The 12,771-nt window shown below is 50.5% G+C and carries 8 protein-coding genes; all 8 read right to left on the bottom strand.

The genetic code is table 11. The annotated features are described in order from the left end of the window. Positions 1–457: hypothetical protein (locus tag ACY69O_RS02130; RefSeq protein WP_462331823.1), on the bottom strand; the 457-nt coding region annotated here is incomplete at its 3' end. Positions 458–698: 241 nt separating this feature from the next. Then, positions 699–2,678 (bottom strand): DHH family phosphoesterase, encoded by a 1,980-nt coding sequence (locus tag ACY69O_RS02125; protein ID WP_462331822.1) that lies wholly within the window; start codon positions 2,676–2,678, stop codon positions 699–701. A 35-nt stretch (positions 2,679–2,713) separates the two neighbouring features. Continuing rightward, a complete protein-coding gene (locus ACY69O_RS02120) occupies positions 2,714–3,658 on the bottom strand; it encodes a YybS family protein (protein WP_462331821.1) in 945 nt (314 codons plus the stop codon). 142 nt (positions 3,659–3,800) lie between these two features. Beyond that, the gene (locus ACY69O_RS02115; RefSeq protein WP_462331820.1) at positions 3,801–4,679 is read right to left on the bottom strand and encodes a DMT family transporter; all 879 of its coding nucleotides are present in this window, start codon (positions 4,677–4,679) and stop codon (positions 3,801–3,803) included. Between the two features lie 6 nt (positions 4,680–4,685). Further along, on the bottom strand, positions 4,686–5,471 hold the full coding sequence (locus tag ACY69O_RS02110) for a response regulator (RefSeq protein WP_462331819.1): 786 nt from the start codon (positions 5,469–5,471) through the stop codon (positions 4,686–4,688). 5 nt (positions 5,472–5,476) lie between these two features. Further along, positions 5,477–8,251 (bottom strand): ATP-binding protein, encoded by a 2,775-nt coding sequence (locus ACY69O_RS02105; protein WP_462331818.1) that lies wholly within the window; start codon positions 8,249–8,251, stop codon positions 5,477–5,479. Beyond that, positions 8,241–9,347, bottom strand: a complete 1,107-nt coding sequence (locus ACY69O_RS02100; RefSeq protein WP_462331817.1) for a BMP family ABC transporter substrate-binding protein — start codon at positions 9,345–9,347, stop codon at positions 8,241–8,243. Before ACY69O_RS02100 ends, ACY69O_RS02105 begins: the two co-directional genes overlap by 11 nt. After that, positions 9,347–12,718: an ATP-binding protein gene (locus ACY69O_RS02095; protein ID WP_462331816.1), complete on the bottom strand. Its 3,372-nt coding sequence runs from the start codon at positions 12,716–12,718 to the stop codon at positions 9,347–9,349. The genes ACY69O_RS02100 and ACY69O_RS02095 overlap by 1 nt, the downstream gene beginning before the upstream one ends. Between the last annotated feature and the right edge of the window lie 53 nt (positions 12,719–12,771).

Genomic DNA, 12,771 nt, shown 5'->3' with positions numbered 1-12,771 from the left:
GAATAGTACCGTGCTCATCAATATAATCCTGCTCGATTACCGAAAGCTCTTTTCCGTGCTGGATCTGTTTTTTAACAAATTCTTCGTAGCCCACAAACTCATTTTTGTCACCGGTGGCACTTACCGAAGATGAGCCGGCTGAAGCATTCTGTTTTTCTTCAGTAGTAACATACAGGGTCCATGTATCTTTGTTTTTTGCCCTGTCGCCAATCATACCTGTCCAATAGGTCGTACTTGATACAGTTGCCTTTTGCAGCTTCTCTGAAAGGGTATATTTCGCCGGCTCTATAAACCAATAATCTCCCTTGCCTAATCCCTTACCCCCCGGGAAGAAGCTGATTTCAGCGAATTTTTCCCCATTGTGGTAAACAGTCTTAACCGACACATCTTCGGTATCATCCGCAAATGCGTGCGAAGGCATCGCAGAAAACAGCCCCGCAAGAAGCATTGCTGTCAAAGCGCAAATCCTTTTGCGTGATTTCCTTCCTAATCTGCCCATTGCCCTCACAACCTTTCCGAAAGGCATCTACCGCCTGACCATCAACGAACCCCCTAAGCTTTTGTATAAATAAAATTCTATACTTTTATATAAATAATATTCGACAAAATTCAAAATAATCCTGCAAAATCATTCATTTTCAAAAAATTTTTAGAAAAAAATTAGACTGTGGAAAATCATTTTTCCACAGCCTAATTAATCAACCGTTTTCTTCTATGTACTTTTTCGCAATCTCTACTGCTTCTTTTTCCACATCAGCAATGGAGGTATCTGAAATCTGCGCACCGGCCACATTCTGATGTCCGCCGCCACCGAAATGTTCCATGATAACCTGCACATTAAGCTCTCCGGAGGAGCGGGCGCTGATGCCCACCACATTTTCCTCAAGCTGGAAAATAACAAGGCTCATACGGACTGCCTCAATACGGAGCAGCGCATCTGCCACCTGCGCGGCAATAGCCTGCACATTCGGAATCGGGTCAGGGCACGTTGTAACAATAAGCCCGCCCTCGTAAAGCTGCGCGGCGGCTGTCGCCTTCGCGATAGTCGTGCTCGTATCGAAATCCGAGCGGAAAAGATACCGTATAACCACAGGGTCGGCACCCGCGCGCCGCAGATATGCAGCCGCTTCGAAGGTACGGACACCCGTCTGAACTCCAAAATTTTTAGTGTCAACCACAATACCCGAGTAAAGCGCCGTAGCTTCAAGTCTTGTGAGCACCAGATCGTTGCTGAGATACATCAAAAGTTCAGTCACCAGCTCACTGGTCGAGGACGAGGACGGCTCGATATACATGAGCACCGAATTCTGTATCGCGCTTTCACTGCGGCGGTGATGGTCTATAACTACCACATTCTTGTATTTTTCAAGCAGCTTAGGTGCCGCCACAAGATGCGGAATATGTGTATCCACCACTATGAGCAGAGGCTTTTCGGGAGCCATCGCCAAAGCCTCAGGCTCCTTAATGAAGAGCTTTTCGTACTCAGGCTTCTCCTTAAGCATATCCACCAGCTTGTCTATACCGTCGTTCATATCGCTCAAAACGATATGAACAGGCTTTTCACCCTCACGCGCCATTTTAGCCACGCCAAAGGCAGCGCCCAGTGCATCGAAGTCCTCGTTTTGATGGCCCATTACGAAAACCTCTCCGGATTTCGCAATCAAATCGCGCAGAGCGTGTGCAACCACGCGGGCCTTAACACGCGTATGCTTTTCAACCGCCTGAGTTTTGCCGCCGAAGAACTGCGTCTTTCCGTCAATCTGCACAGCCACCTGGTCGCCGCCGCGGCCCAGAGCCAGCTCAAGGTTCGAATGAGCCTGCATGGCAAGCTCTCCAAGCGACTGATTATCCGCAACAGCCACACCCAGAGAAAGCGTAACAGGCAGCTTGTTGGACCCGTGCAGCGCGCGCACGCGGTCAAGGACATCAAATTTATCCTGCATCGCCTTTTCAAGAGCGCTGCGTTCAAGAACGGCAACATAGGTCTCGTCGCCGACACGGCGCAGGAAGCCACCCAGCTTATGCATCCAGTCGTCCACAGTACGGTTGACATCAAAGAGCAGCGCCGTGCGCTCCGCCTCCGTCAGCCCCTGCAGAACCTCGTCGTAGTTATCAATTTCGATATAGGAAAGCACCGTGCGGCTGTCCGTATATGCCTTGCGGAGATTTGCAACGGCGGTGACATCCTGCACATAAAATGCCATGAGGTCTTCTTCGGTATCATCAAGCTTTATGGGACGGTACATTGCCTTGTAGCTGGTTTCTCCCTCGGTGAAAATATACTCACCGGTCATGCCCCATACAGGCTTCAGAATCATACCGGGCCAGAACTCCGAAACCAGCATTCCCTGGTCGCAGACATGGCCCACGAACTCATAAAGAGCCGGATTCGACCACTGCAGTCTTCCGTCCGCGCTGACGATAAGCACAGCCTGCGGAATATGATCTATAGCGTAGTTAAACACCGTGTTTACATTGCACACGACCTCGCGGCAGTACTGCTCAAACTTCTCCTGCCTGTCGCGGCACCTTTCCCGCGCAAAAACGGCAAGACATATCCACACCACAAGGCTTATAACGCCCATATACAGATTGAACGCGGCCAAAACCAAGACCATCACACCATAGACGGCAAGGAAAATAGCCATGTCTACCCATGCGGATAAATTTTTCGGCAACGCTGTCACCTCATTTCTTTCCTAACGAAAAGGAATCACTTTCTGCCCCCGAAGAAGCGTACGCGATAATCAAAAATCGTATCCATGATGCCCACCAGCGCGAGAATCTGGAACAGAAAACCATTCATAAGAATCATGATAAGGAAGAGTGTGCTCGCCCATTTTGACCAGTTGTAATGGTCCATGGCGTATTCAAAAACAACAACGCCCTCGACAAGTCCAGCCAGAGTCGCTGCCATATAGCAGTTCATTCCCGCCTGAAACAGCCAGGGAATCCCCTGGGTATTTCCGATGTAAGTAACTACCAGCGACGCACCGAAAAGCCACGCGAAGGCCTGCGGCAGACGCCATTCCTTGAAAGGAGGCAGCACAGGGACGCTCGTGCCGAGACGTTTGAACACCTTTCCTGCAACCACAAAATTTACCATTGTATCAAGAAGGCCCATCGTAACTACAACAAGGGGCAGAAGAATCTCTATTATACCGAGGTTATGCTCAAATGACTGCTTCGTCATTTCTATCTGAACCTCGTTCATACCCATGCCTTTATACATCTCGGCTGCCTGCGTGTAGGATTCCCGAAGCATATCAAGCTGTCCCGTGAAAGGGTGAATCCCCGTAAGGAAGAAAACCATGCCGAGAGCCAAAGCCTTCGCGAGAACCGAAACGACTATAGCCGCCGTAACAATACGAACTCCGGACCAGCCCAGCCTGTATCCATAGCCCAGCGCCAGACCTACGGGAGCAAAAGCCAAAGCCAGACGCACCGCAACAGTCGGTTCAATGAGAGCTGCAATAAGCAGGCTCGCCACCACCGCAGCCATAGCGCCCCAGCGAAACCCGTGCCGTACAACCAATACCGTTATCGGAAGCGGCCACAGAAGAATCGCCACAATACCGAGAAACGGAACATAGACACCTATCAGTGCCATGATGACCGTGACTGCGGCAAGAATACCGCTCTCGGTTAAAGAAGTCACTCTATGCTCCATATATTAAGAAATCAATCCTTTCAAAGCTCCGCGAAGGAACACTTTCCCATGATGAAACTATCAATAATAGAGTATTATATCGCATTCGCTTAACTTTTGCCACAGGCAAAACTTCCTGCGTCCGCGTATTCTACCGCGCCAGCAAAAACACGCTGGCAAGTATAAGCGCGCTGCCTATAAAATCCATCAGCATGAAGGGCTGGCCCAGAAGCAGCCCCGAAAGGATTATTGCCATCACAGGCTCCACGGAGGCGATAACGCCCGCTTCGCCGGGCTGTATGTACTGCGTGCTTCCGAGATACAGCCAGAAAGCAAACACCGAGCCGAACAGTACGAGGTAGAAAAACGCCGCCGCACCCGTGAGCGTCCATTCCACAGGAACCGCCCATATCGGCGCGAACAGTGCGGGAAGTATGCCTCCGATTATCATGCCCCAGCCTATGATGAGCGGGGCGTTGTAGTCCTGTATAAGTCTTTTGGGGGCGAGGGTATATACCGCTCCCGCGGCTCCCGATATAAGGCCCCATACAAGCGCAGGCAGAGGGATTGCCAGGGTTTCAGGGTTTCCGTGTGTCACAAGAAGAAACGTTCCGCCCATTGCGAGCAGAACGCATATAATCTCTATACTCCGCGGCAGTCTTCTGCTGCTCAGCGCCATGTAAAGCACAAGGAACGCAGGCATGGTGTACTGAAGTACAGTCGCTGCCGCGGCGTTTCCGAACTCGATACATACAAAGTATGAGTACTGCACAAGCAGCATGCCCACAATCGAGAAAAACAGCAGTCCTGTGACATCTTTGCGGTTTTTCCATACGGCAAAGATATCTCCGTGGTTTTTTACGGAGTCAATCAGGAGAAATATAATTCCTGCCGCAATCATGCGCGCCGCCACGAGCCATTCTGTGTCAATAGCGCACACCTGCAAAAGGTACTGTCCGGAGACTCCCGAAGCGCCCCAGAGCGCTCCGCCGGAAAGAGCCATAGCAACACCTTTGGTACGATTAGTCATCTAGGTTCAGAGGATTCCTTTCTTATGAAGCTGCTCATATTTCCGCTTTTCAAAGAACTCGTTGAGTCCCTGCAAAAGCGCGTCGCGGCTGGTGGATTTGAGGAAATATCCGTCCGGCTTAAGGGAAAGAACCTTCATAACGCTTTCCCTGTCGCCCTTGCCTGTGAGGAATATGACAGGAATGTTGTCCACCTTGTTCTCGCTGCGAATCATTTCGAGGACCTGCGGGCCGCTGATTACGGGCATTTCGTAATCCAGCAGTATGAGGTCGGGATGATTGTCAGCAAGGTGCAGAAGCGCCTGCGTGCCGCTTGTTACTATTGTAACGCGATAATAGCTCATAAGCCAGCCCTTTACCATTTTCAAAAACGCGCTGTCATCGTCTACAAGCAGTATGCTCTTGCGGCGCGAGTTGTCGGAGTTGATTTCAAGCAGATGGTCAAGCTCGTCTATGAGGTCCTGCATGTCAAAGGGACGCTCGAAGCGCGCAGCCAGAAGTGCCGACGGTATTGTTTCCTCAACCGTGCCGAACTCCACAGGGTTGCCCAAAAGCACGAGCATTTTCTCCCGCTCGGTGCATATTTCTCCCAGGTGCGCAAGGACACTGGGTATCTGCGCAACAAAATCTCCCAGGAAAAATACATAGAGATCCGTGTCCTCCGCGTGGGCGTCGATTTCCTCCAGCGTAGGTGTTATGTCGATGAGGTTGAATCCCGCCGCCTTAAGATTTTTTCTTACCGCGTTTACCATGAAGGACGTTCCGCTGCTGATAAATAAGATGTTTTTTTCCATATCCGTCACGCTTTCCTTTCAAGCAATTCCTTTACTTTATCCCAGTCCGGTCGGCCTGCGGCCTTCCGAAGCTCCTCTATCCATTCTTTTTTATCCTCAGGCATTCGGTATGCCGTGAGCTCTTCCATTATGAAGCTGATGCTGTCGTCATCGAAGGATTCTGCCATTTCGCGGATTGCTTCGACTGCTTCATCAAGCTCCTTTTCTCCTATGAGGGGTTTTTCGCTTTCGTCCTCCTCTTTTCTGCCTAGAGGCTCCAGCTTTTCCCTGAAGGAGTCATACAGGGCAAGGAGTGCCTCTGTATCTCTTTCTATTTCTTCGATATAGCCGGCGTTCCCGGCGTCCTCAAGGCGCATAGCCCGTTCGCTGAGCTCCTCCGCGCCGATGATGCGGGCGGTGCTCTTCAGGGCGTGTACCTTGACCGTGTAGTTCTTCCAGTCCTTTTCATCGAAGTATTGGCTGATTTCCTTATGCCCTTCGGAAATGGCTTCGTAGAAAATCTTCAGCGTTGCCAGATATTCCTCCGCGCCTCCGCAGTTAGCAAGGCCAACCTCGGGATGTATATCCCCCACGGAGTAAAGCCAGTCGGGCAGAAGCTCGTGCGGCTGCTCCTCCGTAATTTTTTCAGCCGTGATTTTTTGTATTTTATCCTTTGGGAGATACTGCATTAGCATGGCTTCAAGCTGACTGCTGTTTATGGGCTTCGTCAGGTAGTCTGTAAAGCCTGCCTTTATATACATCTCCCGCGCTCCCGATACGGCATTTGCCGTGAGGGATATCATAGGAATGTTTTTGTTTCTCGTCCCTTCGGAGGCAAGGAAATTTGCCAGTGTTTCTATGCCGTCCATGTGAGGCATGCGGTGGTCGAGGAATACTACGTCATAGTCGTTTTGAGCCATGAGAACCAGGGCTTCCTGTCCGCTTTCGGCGGTATCTATGTGTATCTCTGTCTGCTTCAGAAGTCCCTTTGCAACCTCAAGATTCATTGGCGTATCGTCTACTATGAGAATCCTTGCGTCGGGTGCCTTGAAGCTTTCCTCGTACTCGTTCACCTTTGCCAGCGAAGCCGCGTAGGCGGCATCGAAGTCTCCCAGAGGAACCTCGCTGACAATCTCCTGCGGTATGTGAACTGTGAAGGTGGAGCCTTCTCCGTAGACGGAGTCTACACCCATCCAGCCGTACATGAGCTTCAGGAGCTGTTTCGTGATGTTCATGCCGAGGCCCGTGCCTTCAATGGTACGGTTGCGCTCTTCCTCTATACGCTCAAATGCGTTGAAAAGCTTGTCCTTGTCCTCTTCCTTGATTCCGATTCCCGTATCTTTTACGGATACGATAAGCATCATCATTTTTTCAGTCTTGCGTTCGTAGTGAACGCCCAGGGTGATGCTTCCCTTTTCCGTGTATTTTACGGCGTTGGTCAAAAGGTTTGTGATGACCTGCTTTACGCGGACCTCGTCGCCCTTGAGTATGCTGGGCAGGGTACTGTCGATATCCAGCTTGAACTCCAGCCCCTTTGCTTCGGCGCGGGCATGTACGAGATTTATAAGGTCATTTATAACTGATCCTATTGAATATTCTACAGGAATAATGTCCATTTTCCCAGCAGCAATTTTTGAAAAATCCAATATGTCATTTACAAGTCCAAGAAGGCTCTTGCCGGCGCTGGAAATATCCTTTGCGTACTGGCGCGTCTGCGCGTCTTTGGTTTCGCGGAGAATCATTTCGTCGAGACCGAGTACGGCGTTTATAGGTGTGCGGATTTCGTGGCTCATGTTCGCCAAAAACTCGCTCTTTGCGCGGTTGGCATCGTCAGCTATCCGCCGTGCATCCTCGGCTGCCGATTTGGCACGCCTCAGCTCGTCACTTTCCTCTGCTCTTGCCTGCTGATAGAACAGGTACATGCTGATTATGACGAAAATGACCATCATCAGGACAAATACGCTCAGCACAAGGTCATATATATGGAACTGGTCTCCTGCCACGGCTTCCCACGGCACATAGCCCAGAACCCGGAGATGCGTGCGGGGCAGATCCGCCGACATGAGGAAATATCTTCCGCTGCCTCCGTCGTAATACTGCGCCGCAGCCTTCGTGGTTTTCAGCATTTCACCTACAGCCACGAAGCCGTCGTAGTTCGCCTCATCGAAGAACGGCCCTGTGGCATCGCCTGAGTATATTTCGTAAGGCATTACGAGCGTGTTGTCATCGGTGCAGACAAAAAATCTCGCCGCGTTGCGATTGAACCTTGATATGCTGAACTCCCTCGCCAGATTTTCCTTCTTGTAAAATCTGTAGAAAACGCCCTGCACGTTCGACCCGCGCATTACAGGCACGGCAAACACAATACCGTAATCACGTGAATAGGCCGTGGTGGGATACCCCAAAAAGACCTGAACGAGACCGGGGAAATTTACGCAGTTGACGGTCCGCTCAGTATCAAAGCGCTCCCGTCCGTAAAACACGCCTACCTCGTCGGAATCCCCCTTGAGATGCTCCAGTATGATGGGAATATCCTCCGGGTGCACCGCCGCGGCAGCAGCAGCCTTTTCAAGCTCCCCTGTCTCCATGTGAAACCGCGACTCCAGAAGAAGCGACACGTCTTCCGCCCTGCGGGCGAGACTGTCCTCAAGGGAGGCGTTCAAAAGTCCGACGACCTTCGTCTGAAGCATAAAGCCCAGACCTGTGAGGAGAAGGAAAAGCAGCGCGAATTCTATTGTTATCCGCCGCAAAAATCTGTTTCGTACTTCCTCGGATTCGAAGTGGAACCATTCATTGTTCAAAGCGCTCCACTCCCTTCACATACCAGCCCATATTCGTAAACATGGCGCTGTCAGGTATGACATCATCTTTTTCTACACGCAGAACACCCTTATCGTCGTAGATGGGGCCTGTAAAGATAAACTCCCCTTTGTCTATTCTCTTTCTCTGTTCCTTCACGGCATTTATCATTTCGGGCGTCACGCCTTCGGCAAATTCCGTAAGGTAAACCGTGTCAGCTTCCATGCCGGTCCAATGGGTGTGAATATAGTTAAGCTCACCCTTGTTGTAGCTGTTCAGCATATCCTTAAAATACGCTTCCCAGCTTATGCATACATCAAACAGGTGGAAGGGGCTCTTTGACCCGGAGGGAGAAAATGCCCCTATGTAATATATTCCAAGCTCATCTGCCACCTTTTCCACGACAGTTTCATTAAGCTGATATGTTATGACATCTATATTTCTTTCTGTTACAGCAGCCTTCACATCTTTTTCCATCTTGCTCAAATCGTACATTCCATTGCCAAGGATAAGGACAACCTTAGCATCAGGGTTGACCGCCTGTACCCCGAGAGTGAAGGCGTTGATGTCACCCCGGACGAGTCCTGTTTCTTTCAGCGCGTAATATCCTATTACACCTGTCTTTGTCTTGAGTCCCGCCGCGACTCCGGCCATATAGCGCCCCTCAAACATGCGTATGAAATAACCCGTCATGTTGCGGGCATACTTTTGGGGCGTGGAGGTGGAAAAAGCAATGTCGGGATAATCTCCCACAATATAGACTGCCGCCTGCACGTAAAAGGGCGTAGAGAGGAATATCATTCCCGCACCTTCCTCGTACAAGGCCTTTACATCTTTTTCAATCTCAAGTATATCCTTATTTTCCCTGACGATGAGCTTCATATTCATGGCTTCGCATGCTTTCATGATTCCATCGTGCTGGTCCTTCGCCGGAATCATATCCGCGTACTGCTCGGGCAGAATAATGCCCACCACGGGACGGTCGTCCTGCTCCGACTCCGCAAAGCTCAGGATAACTCCCGCGGCTGCCACAAGAAATATAAGAATAAGGAGAACGATGACATATTTTCCTGAAAACGCTGTTTTCCACCGTTTCATTACGCATCACCGCTTCCTTCTTTCAAAAGGCGTTTTGCCTCGTCCCAGTCAGGCTTCATGGCAGCGGTCTTTACCTTCTCCATCCATTCCTTTACTTCGGCAGGGAGACTGTACTCCGCCAGTTCCTCGAACACATAGCCCAGGCTGTCGTAGTCAAACTGCTCCACAAGCTCTTTAATGGTTCCGATGGCTTCATTAAGCTCCGCGTCACTGATAAGCGGCTTGTCGCTGTCCTCTTTTTCATCCGAGCCCAGCATGGAGAGCAGCTTCTGATAGCTCCTGTAGAGGTCAAGCATTGCCTCCGTATCCTTTTTGATTTCCTCGATATAGCCGGCGTTACCCGCGTTTTCGAGACGTTTCGCACGCTCGCTCAGCTCGTTTGCACCGATAATGCGCGAGGTGCTCTTTAATGCGTGCACCTTGATGGTGTAGTTTTTCCAGTCCTCCTTATCAAAGGAATCCTGTATTTCGCGCAGCGTGTCCGGAATGGACTCATAGAACACCTTCAGTGTGGAGATATACGCCGTGGAGCTGCCGCAGTTTTCGACACCTGACTTTACGTCAAGGTCACGCATACCGAAGAGCCAGTTCGGCAGTGCCTCTTCCTCTTCCGCGTTCTGCTCCACCATGGAGACCTTCACCTTTTCAGGCGGCAGGTATTTCACCAGCATTGCCTCAAGCTGATGGCTGTTTATTGGCTTCGTGAGGTAGTCAGTAAAGCCTTCCTTCATGTACATTTCCCGCGCGCCCGACACAGCATTTGCCGTAAGGGATATCACGGGGGTTGTTTTGTTGTGCTCAAAGTTTCCTTCTTTGAATGCCCGCAGGGTTTCAATACCGTCCATGATAGGCATACGGTGGTCGAGGAATACAACGTCGTATTCGCGTCTGTCCATAAGGCGCAGTGCTTCCGCGCCGCTGTTTGCGGTGTCGATATTGAGCTTTGTCTGCTTCAAAAGCCCCTTTACGACAGTAAGGTTCATTTCCGTATCATCAACCACAAGGATATGCGCCGACGGTGCCGTGAAGCTTTCATGATATACCTCGTTCTGCATCATTCTGCGGACTGCGTCGGAGAAGTTGCCCATAGGTGTGTCGTCCATGATGGGCTGCTCCAGCTCGAAGAAAAACTTAGAGCCCTTGCCGTATGTACTCTCCACCTGCAGCTTCGTTCCCATGAGAGCAAGCAGCCGCTGGGTGATATTCATGCCGAGGCCCGTACCCTCGATGGTACGGTTGCGTTCCTCCTCTATGCGCTCAAAGGCAGAGAAGAGCTTCGGAATATCCTCTTTTTTGATTCCGATGCCTGTGTCCTTTACCTCAAAATACAGGAGCACATTTCCGTCGTGGCGCGATTTCTCACGGACGCGCAGGGTTATCTGTCCCTTTTCCGTGTATTTTATGCCATTGGTTATGATATTAGTCAGAATTTGTTTTATGCGTATCTCGTCGCCCTTGATTACGCTTGGCAGGAACGGGTCGACCTCGATAATGAAACGAAGTCCCTTGTCGCCCGCACGCTTGCTTAGCATATTCATGATATCGTTCAGCACGGAACTCAATGCGTACTCAACAGGAATGATATCCATGCGGCCCGACTCGATTTTTGAGAAGTCGAGGATATCATTGATAAGAGAAAGAAGGCTGTTGCCGGCGCCGCGGATATTTTCCGCGTATTCGCGGGTAAAGGGTTCCTTCGTCTCGCGGAGAATCATCTCGTCCATACCGAGGACGGCGTTGATAGGCGTACGGATTTCATGGCTCATGTTGGAAAGGAACTGGGATTTCGCAATATTTGCCGCATCAGCCTTTTCCACCAGATGCCCGTACTCCTGTGTTTTATCCGCCAGCGCGTGCGCCATTTCCTCAAGAGCGTCATTCTTTTCCTCCAGCTCCTTTATGGTAGCGTCAAGGAATGTGGCGAGACGGGTAGCGAGAGGAATTATCGTAACAGGGCTTTCTTCGTGTGGCAGCTCCTCTTCCTCAAAGGCAAGCTGCGCTTCGCCCTCGCGGAGTCCCAAAGCAACGAGAGTATTTGTGAAAATACCGCCCTTTTTGTGCTGACGGAATATTTCAGCCTGTCCGAACATCATGCTGCACTCCGGCACAAGACGTTCGAATGCCTGCATTTCCATGCCCACGCTTTCGCCAAGGAATGACTGACGGTTTGTACAGACGCTTAAAATAACAGCCTGCGGCGCAAATATCTCCATGCTGAGGCTTGACCGCCAGGATTCCTGTATAATCTCCTGCGGATTGCCATACGCAAGCCTGATGCGTTCGCCCTCATGCACGTCTCCCGTCATGTACAGGCGGTGCCTGCTGTCGTAGAAAAACGGTACGCGTGCAAGCCGTACTCCATCTCTCTCGATTACCATGGGGAACTCAAAAATATTGGCGAAAAACAGTGTTTTTCCCGGCTCTACGCCAAGATAGCGCCTGTAAATATCCGTGGCAGGCTCGTCGTCGATTTTCGCAAGGCAGTTGTTTCCGAAGGTTTCGGTGATGACCATTTCTTTTCCCAGCTGCTTCCAGCCCAGTACATGCTCCGCGTGGGCATAAAGCTCCTCACCGCAGAAAAGAATCAGAAGAATGCCCTCATGCATTCCGCTGTCGGTGATGATATACTGCTCCATCGTGAGGTCATATTCGTCCTCAAGCTTTTTCATGAAGCCCGAAAAAATACGGTTCATCTCCTCGGCGTCCTCCGCCTCTCCCATAGCAACGGGAAGGTCAAAGTAAACCGCGTCCGCTATTTTGCGGTAACCCGACGGAACCCTCTGTCTGGAGGACGGCATCTGCATGGAAAGCTCTCTCGCTATCATCTCGAAAAGAGATTCCTGCAGCAGCTCGTCCCTGTAGCGGTAGAACATGCCCGCAATGGCTCCGAACACGGGAATGCTCGGAACCGTGTCGCTCATTTTTTCTATGAGCCGTATAAACTCCGTATAAAGGCCGGATACATAAAGCTCCACAGCCTTGAGGTTCTCTGTCTCCGCCAGCCGCTGCCCTATCTCCTCACCAAGGGCAGCGAAATCTTCAGGTACTCCTTTGTAGTCTATGGCAGTTATAACGGATTTTTCCGTTAAGTAAAGACAGAGTTCTATATACCGGCGTCCCTTCATCTTTTCAAAATAAGTTTTGGATACGCCGACGACCTCTGTCTTTGGAAGCTGCTTCTGCAAAAGCTTTGTTATTCTCTCCGCCTCGGGCAGAAAAATCCCCTGAAACATGACCTTCAAAAAGCCGCACTTCACCTCGGGCTTTTCAACGAGAGATTTTATCTCTTTGATGTAACCTTTTAGCTCCTTTTCTTCCTTATCCTTTAGTGTGCTTTCATCAAAAAAGAGCTTGAAAATCTTCTGCTGCATACACTCTTTCTCCTCTGCGGGAACAAACCAAAAAGCTTCTTAAGCAAAACATC

The sequence above is a fragment of the Schwartzia sp. (in: firmicutes) genome, from assembly GCF_978017985.1.
This window is presented reverse-complemented; position numbering and strand designations above follow the sequence as displayed.

Coding starts and splice junctions, on each gene's coding strand:
- ACY69O_RS02115 (WP_462331820.1), bottom strand. CDS start 4,679: ATGACTAATCGTACCAAAGGTGTTGCTATGGCTCTTTCCGGCGGAGCG.
- ACY69O_RS02110 (WP_462331819.1), bottom strand. CDS start 5,471: ATGGAAAAAAACATCTTATTTATCAGCAGCGGAACGTCCTTCATGGTA.
- ACY69O_RS02100 (WP_462331817.1), bottom strand. CDS start 9,347: ATGAAACGGTGGAAAACAGCGTTTTCAGGAAAATATGTCATCGTTCTC.
- ACY69O_RS02095 (WP_462331816.1), bottom strand. CDS start 12,718: ATGCAGCAGAAGATTTTCAAGCTCTTTTTTGATGAAAGCACACTAAAG.